Source organism: Hyalangium minutum (assembly GCF_000737315.1).
In the GTDB taxonomy this organism is placed as follows: Bacteria; Myxococcota; Myxococcia; order Myxococcales; family Myxococcaceae; genus Hyalangium; species Hyalangium minutum.
The window spans coordinates 78,104-97,600 of record NZ_JMCB01000009.1 but is presented as its reverse complement, the minus strand read 5'-3'; the positions used below and the strand labels follow the sequence as shown (position 1 = coordinate 97,600).

Sequence of the window (19,497 nt, the reverse complement as noted above, 5' to 3'; positions counted from 1 at the left end):
GGCCAGACATGATCTTCGGCTTCTTTCGCAAGAAGAAGAAGGCACAGACGCCAGCCGATCCGCTGGCGGCCTTCGATCAGCTCATCGAGGATCTGGAGCGCCAGGGGGCCGAGGTCCGCAAGTCCGCGGCCACGCTGCTGGCGCTCAAGGGCGAGCTGACGCGCTCAGTGGATCGCTACACGCGCCGGATGGCGGAGCTGGCCGAGCGCTACCAGGTGGCCGAGTCCCGTGCGGACATCAAGGCCATGCAGGTGCTGCACCGGGACCAGCAGCAGACGGAGACCCTGCTCAAGTCCACCCGGGAGGCCCTGGAGCGCGCGGAGAAGGACTCCCAGCTGCTGCTGGAGGCCGCCAATGAAGTGGGGTCCCGGGTGACGGAGCTTCGCACCGAGCGCCAGAGCGCCTCGGCCCGGCTCGTGGCGGGAAGTCTCGTCAGCGGCGCCATGCGCGAGCAGGTGGAGCGCATCGAGAAGGTGCTCGCCGTGGACGCCGCCCGGGACGAGATCGAGCGGGCCCACCAGCTCGCGGAGATTTATCGAGAAGAGAGAGGGGCAGGGGAGAAGGCCGACTAAAGCCCTGAAACCACAGGGTTTTCAGATTCTTGGCAACTCTTTCTTACCTCTTACGACAATGGGTTTAGCTCTCACACACTTCCCCCGAGCTCCCCATGATCCACAACATCCGCCGTGGCGACACCCTGAGCGCGCTGGCCCAGAAGTACGGCACGAGCGTGTCCGCGCTGGCCAAGGCCAACAACATCCAGAACCCGAACCTGATCATCGCGGGGAAGAAGCTGACGATTCCGGACGGGTTCGATCGCCCCGGCCAGCGTCCCGCCACGGCTCCTCCGGGGATGCCGGGCTCCTCCGCCTCGGGCCGCCCGGGCTCGACCCCCTCGACCACGCAGGCCGGCCCTGTGGCGGGCCCCACTGCCCCGGCCGGCAGCGGCGTGACGGTGGATCAGCTGAAGAAGATCATGCCGAACCTGTCGGACGCGAAGGCGCGCGAGTACCTGCCGCACATCAACAACGCCATGGCCGAGGCGGGCATCACCACCAAGAACCAGAAGGCGGCGTTCCTGGCGCAGCTGGCGCACGAGAGCGGCCAGCTCCGTTACATGGAGGAGATCGCCTCGGGTTCGGCGTACGAGGGCCGCCGCGATCTGGGCAACACGCAGCCGGGCGATGGCACGCGCTTCAAGGGCCGTGGCCCGATCCAGCTGACCGGCCGCAACAACTACCGGGCCGCCGGGCAGGCGCTGGGCATCGACCTGGAGAACAACCCCCGCCGCGCCGCGGATCCGGACGTGGGCTTCCGCACCGCCGCGTGGTTCTGGAAGAGCCGCGGCCTGAACTCCCTGGCCGAGTCCGGCAACTTCCGCGAGGTCACCCGCCGCATCAACGGTGGCTACAACGGCCTGTCGGACCGCCAGCAGTACTACAACCGCGCCCTGAGTGTGCTGTGAGCTGAGCCGGCGAGCCTTCGGGCCGCCGACCCCACAGAGCCGATGTAGTGCGACGAGGACCGTGACCCCCTGGGGCCGCGGTCCTCGTTTCGTTTGGGGGCCTTGGAAATGCCCTCTGTCTACCCCTCGGCCGGAGGCCTACCCGCCCGAGCAGGGGAGGGTGCGGCTCTACGTGCGGCGCGCCGTCTGGTGCAGCTCCAGGACGATGTTGCCGCCCTTGAAGAGCCGCACCGCACCCGAGGTCTGGCTCACCACCAGCGCGATGCTGTGCGTGGTGGAGGTGATCCCCGCCGCCGCTGCGTGCCGCGCCCCGAGCCCCAGCGGAATCTTCACCGCCTCGTCCGCCGCGGACAGGTAGCGGCCTGCGGCCAGCACCACGCCGTCCTCGCGGATCACGAACGCCCCGTCCAGCACCGAGAAGTTCTTGATGGCCTCGCGGATCTTCGGATCCAGCACGTTGCGCTCGGCCTCGGACAAGCCTTGGAACGGGTTGATGGTCAGCTGCCGGCTCTTCTCCAGCACGCTCGTGTGGTCGCCGATCGTGAGGATCGTCCCGATGGGGTGGCCCTCGAAGCCCTCCTGGCCGATCTGCAGCGCCAGCTGGATGAGCGCGTCCACCACCTGCGAGTTGAACTCGTCGCCCAGCTTCACGCCTTCGATGGCCACCCGGTCATCCAGCGAGCCGCCGATCCGCGTCTGCATCAGCGTGTCCGGAGGGCGGCCGACCTTGCCCGTCATGCACAGCACCAGGTCGCCCTCCTTGATTGCTCCCTGAGAGAGCGCTGACACGAGGGCCACCTTCACCCGCTCCGTGCGCGAGTAGTCGTAGGCGGGGATGACGAGCGCCTGCTGCTTGCGGTGGATGTACTCGTGCGCAATCTTCTCGGACGTCACCGCGTAGATGATCTTCTTGCGCGCCGGCCGCCCGCGCAGGTCCTCCGGGGCGATGGGGGTGTCGCAGATGTAGAGGAAATGGCTCACCTCATTCCGGTTCGCCAAGGAGAGGGCCGAGCGCAAGAACTCCCGGTCGAACTTCGAACTTTCGCTCATGGTGCTTCTCCTCTCTCCCGACCCTTACGACACGTGGACACCTTGACACCACGGCCTATGTGAATAAAGCTTTCGGGCCTTTTTTTTAGGGGGACGGGGTCGTTTTCTCGCCCATCGGAGTGAAGGCCGTGAACCAGAAAGATCTCAAGCGGTACAAGAAGATGCTCGAGGACAGCAAGACAGCGCTGCTCGAGAGCGCGAAGAAGACCCTCGTCGAGGAGTCGAGCTTCGATACCGACGACCTCCCGGACGAGATTGATCAGGCCTCTTCCGAGTACGCCCAGTCGATGGTGTTCCGGCTGAGAGACCGGGAGAAGTTCCTCCTCCAGAAGATCGAGAAGGCGCTGCAGCGCATCGAGGACGGCACCTTCGGCATCTGCGAGCGCTGCGAGGAGGACATCTCCCCCAAGCGCTTGGAGGCTCGCCCGGTCACCACGCTCTGCATCCGCTGCAAGGAAGAGCAGGAGAAGAAAGAGCGCTCCTACGGGTGAGCGCAGGGCTCCTGGGGCCGCGTGAGGCATACCGCCGCGCGGCCCCACCTGCTTCAGACCAGCGCCTGGATCTCCACGCGGAGCAGCTGGCGGCCCATGAGGAAGTGGTCGCCGTTGTCCACGAACGTGGGGCCCGTCAGGCGGATGAACGTGCCGTTGGACGAGCCGACGTCCCGCACCGTGAGCTGATCCTTGCGGACCGTGAGGACGGCGTGGCGCCCGGAGACGAAGCCGTCCGTGGGGAACGTGATGTCTCCTTGCTCACGACCCAACAGGTTGTCCCCCTCCTTGAGCGGATAGGCGCCCCCGCGCATGCCGCCTTCGAGCAGCTGGACCAGACGCAGCCGGTAGCCCGCATCCGGCGAGCCCCAGATCTGCGCGCCGCCCGGCCCCACGGTCGCCGCGGGGATGGGCTCGAGCACCAGCCGCTGCCGCCCCAGCCGCAGCTCGCCGCCGGTGGGCAGCTCGCGCTCCTGACGCAGGCGGACGAAGACGCCGTTGGCGCCTCCCACGTCCTCCACCGCCAGCCGGACGCCGGAGAAGAAGAAGCGCGCCTGCTCGGGCATCACGAAGGGATCATCCGGCAGCCGCAGATCCGCTTGGGGAGTCTGGCCGCACACGAGCGTGTCGCGGTTCATGCGGACCACGGACTCGGGGCCACCGTCCGCGCGGACCACCCGGATGGAGACCTGGGGGCGCGGGGCGATCTGAGACACCGCCATCACCAGCGTGCCGGAGCGCATGGGCGCGCCGCAGCTCTGGCAGATGGAGGCGTCGTCAGGGTTCTCGGTGTCGCAGCGAGGGCAGAAGGTTGTAGCCATGATAAGGCTCCCCCCTCATATCAAGGCCTGGGCTGGCTTGCTCGCTCTGCGAGCACCGCTTGATGCCTTGATACAGACCCAAACAACGTGCTGAAGTCCAGATTCCACCCTCACGCTGATTGGAACGGACACACGCCTTGCGCTGCCCCGCCTGTGGCACAGACGCCGGAGAGACCTCCAGGTACTGCCCTTCCTGCGGCTCTACCCTCGTGCGCACGTCGGCGGAGGGTGACGAGTACATCGGCAAGACGCTGGCCAAGAAGTACCGCGTGGAGGCGCTGATCGGCGAGGGTGGCATGGGCAAGGTGTACCGCGCCCGCCAGCTGGCCTTGGACAAGCCGGTGGTCCTCAAGGTGCTGCGCCAGTCGCTGCTCTCGGATGAGCGCACGGTGGCCCGCTTCCAGCGCGAGGCCAAGGCCGCCAGCCGCCTCAACCACCCCAACTCCATCAGCATCCTGGACTTCGGCCAGGCCGAGGACGGCGCGCTCTTCATCGCCATGGAGTTCGTCCCTGGGCAGGATCTGCACCAGGTGCTCAGCCGGGAGTGGCCGCTGCCCGAGTCGCGCGTGGTGCGCATCGTCAGCCAGGTCCTCTCCGCGCTCTCGGACGCGCACGGCGCCGGTGTCATCCACCGGGACCTGAAGCCCGAGAACATCATGTTGGAGCAGCGCCGCAATGATCCGGACTTCGTGAAGGTGCTGGACTTCGGCATCGCGAAGATCACGGACACCAACGGCGACGAGGGCCCCGCGCTCACCCGCGCCGGCTTCGTCTGCGGCACCCCCGAGTACATGTCCCCGGAGCAGGCTCGAGGCGCGCAGCTGGATCACCGCTCGGACCTGTACGCGGTGGGTGTCATCCTCTACCAGCTGACGACGGGGCTGCTGCCCTTCGAGTCCGACTCGGCGGTGGGGTTCGCCACCAAGCACCTCACCGAGGAGCCCCCGCCGCCCACCAAGCGCCGGCCCGAGGCTCGTATCTCCCCGGGCATGGAGCGGCTCATCCTCCGCGTCCTGTCCAAGGACCCGAACGATCGGCCCGCCAACGCCGAGGCCTTCAAGGCCGAGCTGCTCGCGGTGGACCGAGATCGGCGCCGCCTGGAAGCCACTGCTCGCCGGGCTCCTGTCGCTCAGCCGCCCGCCGCGCCCATGGCCGCGCCGGTGCTCGCGCCGCTGCCGCGCCGGGCCACTGGGGGCAGCCACATCGACACGCAGCCGGGCACGGATCCGGGTTGGGGCACCAACGAGCCCACCGTGGAGGCCACGGTCCGCGCCGTCCCGGAGCTGATGCAGACGGTGCAGAACCCGATGCCCATCACCTCCGACAAGACGGAGGCGATCGTCGCGACGATCCCCGAGGAGGAGACGGGGGGCTTCGGCTTCTTCAAGGCGCTCACCATCACCCTGGTGATCGCGGCCTTGGCCATCGGCGGGTACTACTACTACATCAACTACGGCGGTGGTCAGGCTCCTGAGGAGCCCTACGCGCTGCCGGACAACGTGCCCCTGCCTGGGCAGAACAGCGCGACGGGGCCGGACCTGACCAAGCCGCTGTACGAGCAGGAGATCCCCGTCCAGAACCGGAACGCGCAGAAGGCGCGCGAGGCCGAGATCGAGGGCGATCGCCAGTTCGAGCGCGGCTACTTCGGGATGGCGGCCACCGAGTACAAGAAGGCGTTCGGGTTCGATCCCCGGCCGGACCTCTCGCTCAAGCTGGTCGAGGTCTACCTGCAGAACGGGAAGATCGAAGAGGCGCGCAACTGGTGGACGCGCCACCGCAAGGATGCACCTGACACCAAGGCCGCCGATCACATCGAGCAGGCCCTGAAGAGCGCCACGGCCATTCCCCCGCAGCAGCAGTAACGCGGGGAGGGGACGCCTCAGCGGGGCTCCTCAGCCCAGCATCTCGACCTGGAACACGTGGTTGCCAATGCGCACCCGATCTCCGGAGCGCAGCGGGCGCTCGGTGCCCGGCGGAATGCGCAAGTATGTCCCCAGGCCGCCGGAGAGATCCCTCAGCATGGCCCCGGTGGCCGTAGGGCTGAGCTCACAGTGGCGGCCCGCGAGCCCCTCGTCCTGCGGGAAGCTGAAGTCACAGTGGGCCTGGCCAATGGTGAGCAGCGTGGTGGCCGCCACCACGGCGCGGCCCGCCCGTCCACCCACGAGGATCTCCTCCACCACGTAGATGGCCTGGCCGAGCGGCACGGGCGCGCCGTAGATGACGGGCTGCCCAGGCTGCGCGATGGGGATCTCGATGCGGCCGCTGAAGCGGAAAAGCCGCGAGCCGGCGCTGAACAGCGTCCGGGGCACGATGGCCTCCGTACCGGGAATGGTGACGTAGACCCCGGAGGCGCTGCTCTCGTCCCTCACGAAGAGGGCCCCTTCCTTCACCAGGAACGTGGCGTGGAGGGCGGAGACGAACGCATCGTCCTGCAGAAGGATGGCGCCGCGGCTGCGGCCTACCACACAGCCCGTCACCGGCAGCTTGTAGCGCTGGCCCCGGCTGGAGCCCGCCACCACCGTGAGGCCGAACTTCGAGGCCGCTGGAGGAGGGCGCGCGACACCGGGCCCCGCAGGGGCGGGAGCTGCGGTGGGAGGCGTTGCTGCGACCGGAGGAGCGGAGGGGACGGCCCTCGGCGCGGGGGCGGCGTCGGGCACCGGCGGCGGGAGCCTCTCGCCCACAGGCACCGGAGGAGCCCCTCGCGGAGCTGCGCGAGGAGGTGCCTCGCCCAGCTGGGGACGGGAGCCGGAGGTCGGGCTCGCCGGCGCAGGCCGCGCTGTGCCTACGGGCTGCACCCCCGGAACAGGAGGTCCGGGGCGGGTCTGCGGTGCCGGCTCAACGGGGATTCCGGAGGCGGCCGAGGGTGGGGGCGTCCGAGCGGACGGCCGCAGCCCTGGCGGTACTGCCTCTCCCGGGCGAGGGACGGGAGGGCCGCCCTCAGCCCCTCGGGGGAAGCTGGAGACAGGAGCCGTGCGCGGCGCTGGATTCTGTGCGCCGGCGGGGCGCTGCCCGGGGGCCGGGCGAGCAGGCGCGGCCCGGGCTCCCGGAGCCTCGCTCACGGACGCTCCGCACTGTGCACACACCGCCGTACGAGGCGGATTGTGGCCGTCACAGTTCGGGCAGACCACGGCGAGAGCGGACAGCAGGAGCTGTGACATGGGCGGGGAGACTTTATGGGTCCCTAAAACGTCGGGTCAACGAATGCGAACGGTTCTGCGGCCGTCAAGATCCGCAACGGCCTCTCTGAGGAAAACCTAGGACGTTGCCCCCTAGGGTTCCCAAAGTTACGATTGGCTCTGCTTAATGATTCGCCTCAACGACATCCTCCAGCGGGTTGCCTCCTATCATCCGGACCCCGATCTGGACATCATCAAGAAGGCGTACGTCTACTCGGCCAAGGTGCATCAGGGCCAGCTCCGCAAATCCGGGGAGCCCTACCTGATCCATCCGCTCGAGGTGGCCGGCATTCTGGCCGAGCTCAAGCTAGACGAGGCCTCCATCGTCACAGGTCTGCTCCACGACACCATCGAAGACACCCTGGCGACCGCTGAAGAGCTCACCGAGCTGTTCGGCCCCGAGGTCGCTCAGCTGGTGGACGGGGTGACCAAGCTCTCCAAGTTCTCGGCCTCGGCCACGCTCTCCCAGGAGGAGAAGCAGGCGGAGAACTTCCGGAAGATGATCATCGCGATGGCGCAGGACATCCGCGTCATCCTGGTGAAGCTGGCGGACCGCACGCACAACATGCGGACCTTGGACCATATGTCCGAGGAGAAGCAGGCCCGGATCGCCCAGGAGACGCTGGACATCTACGCCCCGCTGGCCAACCGCCTGGGCATCAGCTGGATCAAGATCGAGCTGGAGGACCTGTCCTTCCGCTACGTGAAGCCCCAGGAGTTCTTCGCCCTCCAGGAGAAGCTCAACAAGCGCAAGAAGGAGCGCGAGAAGTACATCGACGAGACCGCCGCCATCATCCGCACCCAGCTGGAGGCGCGCGGGCTCAAGGGCGACGTCAGCGGCCGCTTCAAGCACGTCTACAGCATCTACAAGAAGATCAAGCAGCAGGGCATCGACTTCGATCAGATCCACGACATCATCGCGTTCCGGATCCTGATGCCCACGCTGCCCTCGTGCTACGAGGCGCTGGGCCTGGTGCACCAGCTGTGGAAGCCGGTGCCGGGGCGCTTCAAGGACTTCATCGCGATCCCGAAGCCCAACATGTACCAGTCGCTGCACACCACGGTGATCGGCCCGCTGAGCGAGCGCGTGGAGGTGCAGATCCGCACCCCGGAGATGCACAAGATCGCCGAGGAGGGCATCGCGGCGCACTGGGCCTACAAAGAGGGCAAGGTCCTCATCTCCAAGGACGACGAGAAGTTTGCCTGGCTGCGCCAGCTCATGGAGTGGCAGCAGGACCTCAAGGACCCCAAGGAGTTCCTGGAGACCGTCAAGGTCGACCTCTTCACCGACGAAGTCTTCGTCTTCACGCCCAAGGGAGACGTGAAGAGCCTGCCGCGCGGGGCCACCCCGGTGGACTTCGCGTACTCCATCCACTCGGACGTGGGCGGGCGGTGCGTGGGCGCCAAGGTGAACGGGAAGATCGTCCCGCTGCGCTACAAGCTGAAGAACGGCGACATGGTGGAGGTGCTCACCAGCCCGCAGGCGCACCCGTCCAAGGACTGGCTCACCTTCGTCAAGACGAGCCGCGCCCAGCAGCGCATTCGCAACTTCATCAAGCAGCAGCAGCGCGACAAGAGCCTGCAGCTGGGCCGCGAGCTGGCCGAGCGCGAGTTCAAGCGCTACCAGCTCAACCTCAACAAGCTCACCAAGAACGGCGAGCTGAAGAAGATCGGCGAGGAGCTGGGCTACCGCATCGAGGACGATCTGCTGGTGGCCATCGGCTACGGCAAGGTGACGCCGCAGCAGCTCGTCCAGCGCTTCGTGCCCCAGGACAAGCTGGGCACCGAGGAGCGTCCCGCCCCAGCGGCTTCGCCCTCCAACGGCGATGGCGGCTCCTCCTCCATGCTGCCGGGCCTGTCCAAGGTGACGGACCTGGCCAAGCGGCTGGTGGGACGGCCCACGAAGAGCGGCGTCCAGATTGGCGGCGTGGACGATGTGCTCGTGCGCTTCGGGCGCTGTTGTAATCCCGTGCCAGGAGACCCGATCGTAGGCTTCATCACCCGTGGGCGTGGCGTCACCGTGCACACGGACAATTGCGAGAAGTCGATGGCCACAGATCCCGAGCGGCGCGTGGACGTGTCCTGGGATGTGCGTGGCGACTTCAAGCGGCCCGTGACTCTGCGCGTGCTCACCGCGGATCGGCCGGGCCTCCTGGCCGACATCTCCAACACCTTCTCGAAGAAGGGCGTCAACATCTCCCAGGCCAACTGCCGGGCCACCGGGGATGACCGCGCCGTGAACACCTTCGAGGTGACGATCTCGGACCTCAAGCAGCTCACGGACGTGATGAAGGCCATTGAGCGCATCAGCGGAGTCACCTCCGTCGAGCGCATCTGAGCGCGGCGGCGCGGGGATTCGTGCTAGAGGCTCCCTTGGACCGCGGCCGGCGGACGGCCGCTTCACCCCGAGGTGCCCCTCATGGCGCGCAAAGTCATCCACTCCGACAACGCCCCCCAGGCCATTGGCCCCTACTCGCAGGCCATCCAAGTGGACGCCGGGAAGCTAACCTTCCTCGCCGGGCAGATTCCCCTGGACCCGAAGACGATGGAGATGGTCCAGGGTGACGCGGCCACCCAGGCCGAGCGGGTCATGCAGAACCTGAAGGCCGTGCTCGCCGCCGCCGGGCTCGAGTTCTCCCACGTGGTGCGCTGCACCATCTTCCTCACGGACCTGGGCGACTTCGCCAAGGTGAACGAGGTGTATGGCCGCTACTTCACCGGCTCGCCGCCCGCCCGCGCCACCGTGCAGGTGTCCGCGCTGCCCCGTGGCGCCAAGGTGGAGATCGACGCCATCGCCGTGTCCTGAAGCTCCAGGCCCTGAAAACACGAAGGCCGCCGGACCTCTGTGGGGTCCGACGGCCTTTGTGCTTCAAGGCGAGGTGAGGACTACTTCGAGTCCTTGGCCACCGCGCCGCCCTGGGCCTTCTTCAGCTCCTCGTCAATGACGCGCTTGAAGTTGTCGAAGGGCACCGCGCCCACGACTGTGCGGCCATTGATGAAGAACGTCGGGGTGCCGTTGGCGCCCACGCGCATGCCCTCGGCGGAGTCCGCCTCGATCTGCGCGCTGAACTTGTTGCTGTCCAGGGCGGCCTTGAACTTGCCCATGTCCAGCTTCAGCTCCTCGGCGTACTTCTCGAGCGAGACGCGATCCAGCGCGCGCTGATTGGCGAACAGCTTGTCGTGGTACTCCCAGAACTTGCCCTGCTCGTGGGCGGCCATGGAGGCGGCGGCGGCCGGCTTGGCGTTCGAGTGGAAGGGCAGCGGCTGGTGCTTGAAGGCGATGCGGACCTTGCCCTTGTACTCCTCCTCGACCTGCTTGAGCGTCGGGATGACGCGGCCGCAGAACGGGCACTCGAAGTCCGAGAAGGCCACGATGGTGACCGGGGCGTTCGCGGGGCCCTTCGCCGGGGCCTGTCCCACCTCGATCTTCTGCACCGGGGGCTCGGCCGGCTCGGCCTGGGCCGCCGCGGGAGGAGCCTCGGGCAGGTTGTTCATCAGGTGGGCGTAGAGGTTCTCGATCTTCACGCCGCTGGCCAGCGCCTTGTCCGCGCGGGCGATCTCCTCATCGATGGCGGTCTTGAAGTTCTCGAAGGGCTGCGCGCCCACGAACTGACGGCCGTTGATGAAGAACGTCGGGGTGCCGTTGGCGCCCACCGCGCTGCCGGCGGTGGAGTCCGCCTCGACGGCCGCGCGGAACTTGCCGCTGTCCAGCGCCTGGCGGAACTTGGCCACGTTCAGCCCCAGCTCCTCGGCGTACTTCTCCAGCGAGGGACGGGTCAGCGCCTTCTGGTTGGCGAAGAGCTTGTCGTGCATCTCCCAGAACTTGCCCTGCTCGTGGGCGGCCATGGAGGCCTCGGCGGCGAGCTTCGCGTCCTGGTGGAAGGGCAGCGGCTGGTGACGGAACACCACGCGCACTTCCTTGCCGTACTGCTCCTTGATCTTCGCCAGCGTGGGGGACACGCGGCTGCAGAACGGGCACTGGAAGTCAGACCACTCGACGATGGTGACCTTGGCGTTCTTCGGGCCAAAGGCCGGGGCCTCGGCGGGCACATCGATCTTGCGGTAGGCGGTGGACGGCTGCTGGCGCTCTTGCTGCGGAGGCGCCGCGCGGGTCTGGCCCTTCTCGATGATGGCGGCGTAGACCTGGTTCGGCTTGAGGCCACCCTTCACCAGGGCCTCGGCCTTGGGCAGCTCCTCGCTGATGATGTTCTTGAAGTTCTCGATGGGCTGCGCGCCGGACAGGAAGCGGCCGTTGATGAAGAAGGCCGGCGTGCCGTTGGCGCCGAGCTGGCTGGCCAGCGCCTGATCCCGGTCGATGGCCTGCCCGAACTTCGGGTTGGCCAAGTCCTTCTTCCAGCGCGCCACATCCAGGCCGATCTCGGACGCGTACTTCTCCAGATCCGCGTCCTCAAGCTGCTTGGCGTTGGCGAACATCTTCGCGTGCATTTCCCAGTACTTGCCCTGCTCACCTGCGGACATGGCGGCGAGCGCGGCCGGCTTGGCGCGCGGGTGGAAGGGCAGGGGGTTCTGCTTCATGACGACGCGCAGCTTGTCGCCGTAGTCCTTCTGCAGCTGCTCGACGGTGGCGTTCGCGCGGGAGCAGAACGGGCACTGGTAGTCGGAGAACTCCACGAGGGTGATGAGCGCGTCATCGCTGCCCTTGCGGGGAGAGTCCTCGAGGGGAACCTTGAAGATGGAGGGGTCGGCCGGACGCGAGGGCTTCGCGGCCTGGGCCGCAGCCGAGGGCGCCGCCGCCTGTGCGTTGCTGTCACCACTGCGGCCCGGGCCGGTGGCGGCGCGGCCACCGAAGAAGCCGAGCACCAGGCCCACCAGCAGGGCCACAATCACATTGGCCTTCGAACCAGAAACCGAGGACGCGTGGCTGGAGGCCCCGTGTGCTCCCTTGTTATCGCTTGGATCCATTTTTCCGTTCTGCTCCTTCCGTCTCAGGTCCGTACTGTGCGTGGCGGCCCCGGGCGGGGTAAGGAAGGCGGGCTAGATAACAGAGTGAAATCCGGCCACGCAAGCCGAGCCGCCATGCCTTCGGCAGACTTCCCACCCTTCCTAGAGGCCCGGAAACACGACAGATTTCCGGCAAATTCCCCCAGCGCATGCTCCCTGGGGCGTACGTCAGCGTGAGGCCCATGGAAGCGGCCGTTCGAGTGGATACCTCTGGGGCCGCCTGTCCGGTGCCCATCCTGGAGATCGCCAAGGCGATTCGGAGGGTGCCGGTGGGCACGGTGGTGGAGTTGATCTCCACGGACCGGGGGCTGGAGGCCGATCTGCCTGCCTGGTGCGAGGCCACCGGACACACGCTCCTGCGCCTGGAGCGGCGCGGGGCGAGCTACGTGGGGTGGGTGCGAAAGGCGGGTGAGGGTCCAGGACACGGCCCGTAGTGACGGGAGCGGCCCGGGAGTTTCAAAGAATTTGCAGGACGCGGTCTTCGAGCCGCTGGCCCCGGGTAACGCCGAGGATCAGGACGCCGGTTTGGAGCAGGTGAGCGACGGTGCGGCTGATGACTTCCTCGGGCTTGTGGGCCTGGCTGTCGAACCGCACGAGCAGCACGCCGGGGGACTCCATTTTGGCGCTGGTGACGCCGGGGAGCTGGGTGAGCTCGGGGGGGATGATGTCGCCGCGGGCGATCTGGACGCGGAACTCCGCGCCCAGGCCGGTGAGCTCGGACATGGTCCCGGCCTTGACGATGGAGCCCTTGTCGATGATGGCGGCTGCGTCGCACAGCTCCTCCAGCTCTTGGAGGTTGTGGCTGGAGACCACCACCGTTTGCTGGCCCTTCATGTCGCGGATGAGCTGGCGCACCTGAGCGGCGATGCGCGGATCGAGGCCTGCGGTGGGCTCATCGAGGAGGACCAGGGGCGGCTTGCCCATGAGCGCCTGCGCCATGGCGGTGCGCTTGGCCATGCCGTGGGAGAGGGCCTCGGTGGGCGTGTACCAGTTCTCGGAGAGGCCGACTTTCTCGAGGGCCTCACGGGCCTCGCGCTCGGGCTGGGGCAAGTGGGAGAGCCGGGCCCAGTAGGTGAGCAGCTCGCCGATCTCCCAGCCCGGCGGGAGGAGGGCGTCCTGAGGGAGCGCGCCGAGCTTGCCCTTGAGGTTTCCAGGGGGCGTGGGCGGGACTCCCAGCACCCTGAGGCTGCCCGAGGTCGGGTGGAGGAACCCGCACATCATCGAGAAGGTGGTCGTCTTGCCGGCGCCGTTGGGACCGATGAGGCCATACACCTGCCCCAGCGGGATGGAGAGGGAGATGGCGTTGACGGCCACCTTGGGGCCGAAGCGCTTGGTGACCTGGGACAGTTCGATGGCCAGCTCGCTCACAGATCCCTCGAACGCAGGACGCCATAGGCGCCGCCCAGGAAGAGCAGGGTGAAGGAGAGATAGATGAGGCCGCTGCGGCCCATGTCCGCCAGGTCCTGACTGAACAGGCCCGTGGAGTAGTACGACGGCGTCAGGAAGCGGAGGTAGCCGAGGATGGATCTGCCCTCGTAGTAGCGGCCCGCGAGCTCCATCAGCAGGAAGGCGAAGACGAGGCAGAAGTTGAAGACGAGGCTCAGTCCCGAGGCGCGGAACAGGCTCGAGCAGAGCGTGGTGAGGGCCACGTAGGACAGCGAGAACACGAGGGTGGCCAGCCACACCTTCACGAGGTTCAGCGCCATGGCCATGAGGGTGAGGTTCGGGAAGGCGTAGCGGGCGTAGAGGATGATGCCCACGTCGATGATGAGCACCAGCCCGACCAGCAGGGTGGTCTGCACCAGGAATTTGCCGAGCAGCAGCGAGGACAGGCGTGCGCGCAGGGTGACGTAGCGGATGGAGCGCGTGCCCACCTCTCCGCTGATCTGATCGAAGCCCATGAGCGTGACGTAGATGGGCAGGAAGAAGAGGTTGACCTTGAAGACGTTCTCGATGACTCCCGGGAGCTGTTCGAGGTCAGGCGTGGCGCCGGGTTGCACGCGGCTGCCGCCACTCAGGAGGGTGACGAACAGCAGCACGGCCAGACAGGCCATGGCGTAGAGCCCGAGAAGCACCAGTGTGCGAGCGCTGCGGATGGCCCGGAGGGTCTCCGCGCTCCAGATCACCGCGATTTCTTTGAGTCCGTCCAAGGTATGGGCACCCTAGTCAAATCCTCGGGCGGGCGGCCAGTTTCCGCGCTTGGGCCTTTGGAGTCTCCCGCGCGAGACAGGGCGTCTCCGAGCGTGGACGGTGGACGCTCTTGGCGCGCTCGGAGAGCAGGATGGCCTGGGAGTTGCTGGAGCGCCCGGCAGTATGGCGGGTCCCCACGATCGATTCTTTCGCTACCTCTTCAACCCTCCGGTCCGGGCCGAGGCTTTGCTGCGCCATAACCTGCCCGAGCCCTTCACGGCTCAGGTGGACTGGGCGTCGCTGAGGCGGGAGTCCGGCACGCTGGTGGAGGGAAATCGGGAGACGCGCCAAGATCTGCTCTTCTCTGCCCGCCTGCTTCATGCGGGCGAACACGAGCCGCCTCACTTCTTCCTCATCGAGCACCAGTCCTCGGTGGAGCGGTGGATGGCGGTGCGGCTGCATGACTATGGCTGGCGTCTCATCACGCATTGGCGCGAGGTACACCCTCACAGCCGCTGGATTCCGGGAGTCTCCGCTTTGGTGGTGTATCCCCGGTGGGGTCGCAAGTGGTCGGCTCCTCTGAGGTTGGAGGACCATTACAACGTGCGGGTCTGGGCCGCCGGTCCGGTGCAAAGCCGTGGGTGGAACTTCTTGCGGTCCGAGTACCGGGTGGACGACCTGTCCACGCAGAGCGAGCAGGCGGTGCGAGCACGTCCGGGGCCACCTCTGGTGGCACTGGGATTGTTGGTGCTCAGCTATGCGGGCACCGAGCAGCTCGCGCAGAGGCTGCCGCACTGGACCGATTTATTCGCCCAAGTGCATGCCTCCGCCCATGGCCCACAGGAGGTGTACCGGGTTGTCCGGTATCTGCACCATCTGGGGGACGTGCGGGTGCTGGACGTCCTGGAGCGCGTGTTACAATCCATCATGGAGTCGGAGAGGGCAGAGGCCATCATGAAGACTGCGGCAGAGGTGCTCAGAGAGCAGGGGCACCAGAAGGGGCTCATAGAAGGAGAGGCCCGGGGGCTCGCGAAGGGGCGGGCCAGTGGGATGGCAGGGGCCGTCCTGAGGTTGCTCGCAGCCAAGGGAGTGCTTGTGGATGATCGTTCCCGCCAGCGCATCGAAGCTTGTATGGATGTCGCAACCTTGGAGCACTGGCTGGACCGAGCCTTGAACGCCACTCGCGTTTCCGAGGTGCTGGACGACCCCGCGCAGTAGCGGATTCGCACTCCCAGAGCAGCCGAGGAAGCAGACGTGGACAGGCGTTCCCAGAGATCTAGGATCAGCCCCGTCACATGCCGCACTCCCGCCACCTCCTCTCAGCAATGATCCTGCCCCTCGCCCTGCTGCTCGGGGCCATGGGGTATGCCATGGGTGATGCCGAGTCTTCGGCAACCACTGCCTCCGCCACTCCAGAGGTGGGAACCCCAGATGCAGGGACTCCGGACGCAGGGACCGAAGCTCCCGACGCGGGTCCTGTGGAACTCGGCTTGGCGCCGCCGATGCCGGTGCCGGCTCGAAAGGATTCGCCGCCGTTCTCCCGGCTGCACACGCTGTCCCGTAAAGAGGACCTGTTGGGGCGTGCCAAGCTCCGGCGTGATGGGCGGCTCGTGGTGTCAGGCCCTCAGGGAGAGGTGCCCCTCACGATCGATTCGACGCTCCAGGACCAGCTCACCCGCATCATGAAGGACTACCAGGTCCCTTATGGCGCGGCCGTGGTGCTCGAGCCTTCCACCGGCCGCGTGCTGGCGCTCGCGGAGCACTCGCAGGCCCAGCCGGACATGCGCGGACTCACCACGCGCGCGGTGTTCCCTGCCGCCAGCATCTTCAAGATCGTCACTGGCAGCGCGTTGCTCGAGGCGGGCGTGTCTCCCTTCGAGGAGGCGTGCTTCCACGGGGGCAAGCGGCGGATCTCCGAGCGGCTCCTGGAAGACAGTGAGCGCGATGGCGCCTGCTACTCGCTGGCTGATGCCATGGGCAAGAGCGCCAACGTCATCTTCGCCAAGATGACCAAGAAGTACCTGGCCGCCGATGCCCTGCGGCGCATGGCCGCGCGCCTGCGCTTCAACCGCCCCATTTCGTTCCCCATCCCCACGGATATCTCGCTCGCCTCGATCCCCGATGAGGAGTTCGGCCTGGCCGAGGCTGGAGCAGGCTTCGGGGATGTGTACCTGTCCCCCCTGCATGGTGCAGCGCTCGCAGCCGCCTCGGCCACCGGGGTCTGGCGCGATCCCGTGATCTTCGAGCCACCCTCCGATGCGCCTCCGCCTCCCGCCGAGCAGGTGTTGTCTCCCGAGGTGCAGCGCAATCTGGCCGGCATGCTCGAGCAGACCGTGACGAACGGCACTGCCCGGCGCATCTTCCGGGAGCGGGCGTTCCGCGTCGAGGGTGCCGTGGGCAAGACGGGCACGCTCGCGGACAAGAATCCCTTCCGGGACTACTCGTGGTTCGTCGGCTTCGCCCCCAAGGACCATCCGCGCGTGGCCGTGGCCGCCGTCATCGTCAATGATCCGCTCTGGCGCATCCGCGCCACGTGGCTCGGGCGCGAGGCCATGCGTCTGGCGCTGGACCGCCTCCCCAAGCCGCCCAAGACGGCGCCAGAGAAGGAAGACTCGAGTGCTCCAGCGCCTGCCGTAGCAGGCAATACCGTCTCGTCGCCCGACTCCGCTTCTGTCACCACCCCGGATGCCGCGGCGGAGGCCAAGCCCGGAGAGCCTATGGAGGATGCTGAAGGGGAGGAGGGCACGGTCGAAGAGCTGAAGGCCTCCGAAGGCTTCGCGACGCCGCCTCCTCCTTGAAGCCTGGGCTCAGCGCGGCGTCAGCTTCACGAAGCCGTGGGCCACGAACTCCTGGAAGTACTTCAGCGCCTCCAGCTCGTGCAGCGGTGACACGCGGACAATGGCCGCCACGTCCCGCTTGCCGTCAATGCGCGACAGCAGATAGCGCTCCGGGGCAGCCAGCTGCATCGTCTTCACCTGGGCCTGAGGCACCAGCAGCGACGGGACCTGGGGCGGCTCCATCAGTTGCCGCCGCAGCGACTCCAGCAGCGCCTGCTCCGTCTGCCGGAGCAACTCTGCCGTCTCCGCCGAGGGCGCCATCTCGTGCGCCCGGCGCGCCAGCACCTCGGCGTCCCGGTGGTTCTGTCCCTCCAGGAACACGCGTGCCACCTGGAGCACCTCGTCCACCGACGACTCCGACCCGATCACCTGCGGCGTCTCCGCCGGCTTCTCCGTGGGTGGGGGCGTCGTGCTCTCGCGCACCTTCACCGCGTCCTGCCGGTAGAGCGCGTACAGCCGCTGGTACAGGTAGAAGTCCGTGGCGTGCAGCGCCAGCGCCAGCTCGTCGATGGTCAGCCCGTCCTTGATCAGCTGCACCAGCCGCTCGTCCATGCTGCCCGGTTGACGGGGCTCGGCCAGCTTCTTCTCATCCACCGTCAGCCGCGCCTGCCCCGTCGGGAACGCCGAGCGCATCGCCTGCCACGCCGTCTCCCGGAACTCGCCCTCGCGGTGGATGTCCAGCAGATCCACCCGCACATCCAGCCCGTCCAGCGGGTTGGCGATGTCCACAATCTCGAATTGGAACTCGCCCTCGGGCCACTGGAAGGCGTCCAGCAGCATCTCCCGGAACTTCAGGCTGAGCATGCTCAGCACCGTCGCCTCGGGGACGATCGCCTTCATCACCAGGATCTTCCCCAGCCGGTAGTCCGTCTCGCGCTGGGCCTCGAAGGCCCGGCTGAGCTGGTCCTCCGTCAGGTGCCCCATGTTTATCAGGAACTGGCCCAGGTACTCGCGGGGCTGGTTGGAACTGGCGCTGACGACCGAGCCCTCGCTCAACGTCAGGTCCTTGAACACACCCGCCCGTTGAACCAACAGCTTGCCGGAAAGCCGACGGTTGCCCAGGTACTGGACGACGTCCTTGAGGGGCATCGTCGTGAAATCGCCTGACAGGCCCTGCATCGTTGCGCATCCTGCATCGCCATGAAGGTGGATATCTACTCGAAACCCTCTTGCTCCCTCTGCGACGAGGCGATTGACGTCGTAGAGCGTGTGCGTGCCCGTATCCCCTTCGAGCTACGGATCATCAGCATCCTGGAGGATCCAGCGGCGATGATGGCGTGGCGCTACGACATCCCGGTGGTCGTCATGGATGGCGAGCCAGCCTTCAAGCACCGGGTGGACGAGGCTGCCTTCGAGGCCCGGCTCCGGCGTGGGTAGCGTGGCACACGGGTTGCTCTGTTCCGCGCCCAGGATGGGGAACGGAATACCCTTCCCTTGGAAGTTCAAGGGGATGGGCAGGGTGGAGCCGGGGGAAGGGCTGTAATTCTGGGTGGGATGGCGAGGGACGGCGTGAGTAAGAAAGTTCTGGGCGGGGACAGGAGGATGGAGCGGTGGCGCTAAAGCGCAAGCACGTCCGGAGGGCAGGGATCCAGCCAACCGTACTCCTTGTGGAGCCACGGGCGGAGGATCTGGAGCGGACGCGTGCCCTGCTGACGGAGGAGGGGTTCCGGGTCGTGCCGCTGACGCGGTTCGACGCGGCGGCTCCGCTCTTCGAGGTGATCCGGCCGGATGCCGTGGTGCTGGCCGCGCAGCCGCCGGACTATGCGGCGGTGGCCACGGTGCGCCGGCTGCGTCAGATTGGCGGGAGCACGGTGCCGCTCCTCTATCTGGTGGATCCGCACGATCTGGAGGCCTGGCGCTTCTGTGTGGAGAAGGGGCAGTGCGTGGACCTGGTGCCGCGCACGAGCACGGGAGCGGAGCTGGCGCTCAAGCTGCACGCGCAGCTGCGGCTGAGGGACGCGGTGTTGCGCGCCGCCGAAGGAGCGGATGCAGGCACGGCGCTGGTGCTGCACGATCCCCTCACGGGGCTCTACAACAAGCCCTTCCTGCTGGCGCTGATCGGCTTGGAGCTGCGGCGGGCGGAGCGCTACGGCGGAGTCTTCTCCGTGGTGGCGTGCTCACCTCAGAGCCTGAGGGCCTTCCGCAAGCAGTATGGGCCGGCCATCGAGGAGCGGCTGTTGGTGTACACGGCGGTGATCCTGGGACAGACGGTGCGCGAGTCGGATGTGGTGGCGCGCGTGTCGGATGATGAGTTTGCGATGCTGCTGCCAGGGACGGCGGCAGAGGCGCTGCCGACGGTGTTGTCGCGCATCAACGCGCGCTTCGAGCTGGCGCGCTTCCAGGTGGAGGGAAAGGCCCTGCGTACGTCGCTCAACCTGGGCGCGGTGTGCTTCCCGGATACATTGGGAGTGCCCACGCAGTTGCTGAGCGGGGCCATTCAAGAGATGCGCCGGGCCCGGGGGGCTCCGGCGGCGAGCAGACAAGAGTCGGGCGTTGGGGTGAGGCGAGAAGAGGGTGGCCTCGAGCTAGAGGCGGTCACACTTTCTTCGTAAGGGCGAGGGAGAC

17 protein-coding genes and 1 pseudogene are annotated in these 19,497 nt (G+C 67.3%); 11 read left to right on the top strand and 7 right to left on the bottom strand.

Annotated features, from left to right (window positions below):
• Positions 1-8 precede the first annotated feature (8 nt).
• Together DB31_RS24220 and DB31_RS46865 are read left to right on the top strand one after the other, a co-directional pair.
• A complete protein-coding gene (locus DB31_RS24220) occupies positions 9-572 on the top strand; it encodes a PspA/IM30 family protein (RefSeq protein WP_044191750.1) in 564 nt (187 codons plus the stop codon).
• A gap of 101 nt (positions 573-673) precedes the next feature.
• Positions 674-1,465: pseudogene (locus DB31_RS46865) on the top strand (LysM peptidoglycan-binding domain-containing protein); the annotation flags it as partial.
• 168 nt (positions 1,466-1,633) lie between these two features.
• Here the strand turns inward: DB31_RS46865 and DB31_RS24210 are convergent.
• A complete protein-coding gene (locus tag DB31_RS24210) occupies positions 1,634-2,515 on the bottom strand; it encodes a DNA integrity scanning protein DisA nucleotide-binding domain protein (RefSeq protein ID WP_044191747.1) in 882 nt (293 codons plus the stop codon).
• Between the two features lie 128 nt (positions 2,516-2,643).
• Between DB31_RS24210 and DB31_RS24205 the strand changes: the two genes are divergently transcribed.
• Positions 2,644-3,006 carry a TraR/DksA family transcriptional regulator gene (locus DB31_RS24205; protein ID WP_044191746.1) on the top strand — a complete coding sequence of 121 codons (363 nt, stop codon included), beginning with the start codon at positions 2,644-2,646 and terminating at the stop codon, positions 3,004-3,006.
• A gap of 53 nt (positions 3,007-3,059) precedes the next feature.
• Here DB31_RS24205 and DB31_RS24200 read toward each other — a convergent pair whose 3' ends face one another.
• Positions 3,060-3,827: an FHA domain-containing protein gene (locus DB31_RS24200; RefSeq protein ID WP_044191743.1), complete on the bottom strand. Its 768-nt coding sequence runs from the start codon at positions 3,825-3,827 to the stop codon at positions 3,060-3,062.
• Positions 3,828-4,036: 209 nt separating this feature from the next.
• Between DB31_RS24200 and DB31_RS24195 the strand changes: the two genes are divergently transcribed.
• Positions 4,037-5,689, top strand: coding sequence for a serine/threonine-protein kinase (locus tag DB31_RS24195; RefSeq protein WP_044191742.1), 1,653 nt, complete (start codon positions 4,037-4,039; stop codon positions 5,687-5,689).
• Between the two features lie 30 nt (positions 5,690-5,719).
• Here the strand turns inward: DB31_RS24195 and DB31_RS50670 are convergent, their stop codons facing one another.
• Complete coding sequence (locus DB31_RS50670) at positions 5,720-6,508, bottom strand: FHA domain-containing protein (protein WP_240486859.1); 789 nt, start codon at positions 6,506-6,508, stop codon at positions 5,720-5,722.
• Between the two features lie 622 nt (positions 6,509-7,130).
• Between DB31_RS50670 and DB31_RS24185 the strand changes: the two genes are divergently transcribed.
• A complete protein-coding gene (locus DB31_RS24185) occupies positions 7,131-9,341 on the top strand; it encodes a RelA/SpoT family protein (protein WP_044191739.1) in 2,211 nt (736 codons plus the stop codon).
• 72 nt (positions 9,342-9,413) lie between these two features.
• The gene (locus DB31_RS24180) at positions 9,414-9,809 is read left to right on the top strand and encodes a RidA family protein (RefSeq protein WP_240486858.1); all 396 of its coding nucleotides are present in this window, start codon (positions 9,414-9,416) and stop codon (positions 9,807-9,809) included.
• Between the two features lie 80 nt (positions 9,810-9,889).
• On the opposite strand, the gene DB31_RS24175 is transcribed toward DB31_RS24180, so the two are convergent.
• Positions 9,890-11,926 (bottom strand): DsbA family protein, encoded by a 2,037-nt coding sequence (locus tag DB31_RS24175; protein WP_083968642.1) that lies wholly within the window; start codon positions 11,924-11,926, stop codon positions 9,890-9,892.
• A gap of 221 nt (positions 11,927-12,147) precedes the next feature.
• Here DB31_RS24175 and DB31_RS24170 point away from each other — a divergent pair, with 221 nt between their 5' ends.
• Positions 12,148-12,399 (top strand): sulfurtransferase TusA family protein, encoded by a 252-nt coding sequence (locus tag DB31_RS24170; RefSeq protein WP_044192025.1) that lies wholly within the window; start codon positions 12,148-12,150, stop codon positions 12,397-12,399.
• 22 nt (positions 12,400-12,421) lie between these two features.
• Here the strand turns inward: DB31_RS24170 and DB31_RS24165 are convergent, their stop codons facing one another.
• Together DB31_RS24165 and DB31_RS24160 are read right to left on the bottom strand one after the other, a co-directional pair.
• Positions 12,422-13,333, bottom strand: coding sequence for an ABC transporter ATP-binding protein (locus DB31_RS24165; RefSeq protein ID WP_044191732.1), 912 nt, complete (start codon positions 13,331-13,333; stop codon positions 12,422-12,424).
• Positions 13,330-14,115: an ABC transporter permease gene (locus DB31_RS24160; RefSeq protein WP_044191730.1), complete on the bottom strand. Its 786-nt coding sequence runs from the start codon at positions 14,113-14,115 to the stop codon at positions 13,330-13,332. The genes DB31_RS24165 and DB31_RS24160 overlap by 4 nt, the downstream gene beginning before the upstream one ends.
• A gap of 163 nt (positions 14,116-14,278) precedes the next feature.
• Here DB31_RS24160 and DB31_RS24155 point away from each other — a divergent pair, with 163 nt between their 5' ends.
• Together DB31_RS24155 and DB31_RS24150 are read left to right on the top strand one after the other, a co-directional pair.
• A complete protein-coding gene (locus tag DB31_RS24155; RefSeq protein ID WP_044191729.1) occupies positions 14,279-15,313 on the top strand; it encodes an Rpn family recombination-promoting nuclease/putative transposase in 1,035 nt (344 codons plus the stop codon).
• Positions 15,314-15,390: 77 nt separating this feature from the next.
• A complete protein-coding gene (locus tag DB31_RS24150; protein ID WP_083968640.1) occupies positions 15,391-16,893 on the top strand; it encodes a penicillin-binding transpeptidase domain-containing protein in 1,503 nt (500 codons plus the stop codon).
• Positions 16,894-16,902: 9 nt separating this feature from the next.
• Here DB31_RS24150 and DB31_RS24145 read toward each other — a convergent pair whose 3' ends face one another.
• Complete coding sequence (locus tag DB31_RS24145; protein WP_044191728.1) at positions 16,903-18,051, bottom strand: DUF4388 domain-containing protein; 1,149 nt, start codon at positions 18,049-18,051, stop codon at positions 16,903-16,905.
• Between the two features lie 21 nt (positions 18,052-18,072).
• On the opposite strand from DB31_RS24145, the gene DB31_RS24140 reads away from it, so the two are divergent.
• Positions 18,073-18,309: a glutaredoxin family protein gene (locus tag DB31_RS24140; protein WP_044191725.1), complete on the top strand. Its 237-nt coding sequence runs from the start codon at positions 18,073-18,075 to the stop codon at positions 18,307-18,309.
• A 173-nt stretch (positions 18,310-18,482) separates the two neighbouring features.
• A complete protein-coding gene (locus tag DB31_RS24135; RefSeq protein WP_083968638.1) occupies positions 18,483-19,484 on the top strand; it encodes a GGDEF domain-containing protein in 1,002 nt (333 codons plus the stop codon).
• Positions 19,485-19,497: the final 13 nt, after the last annotated feature.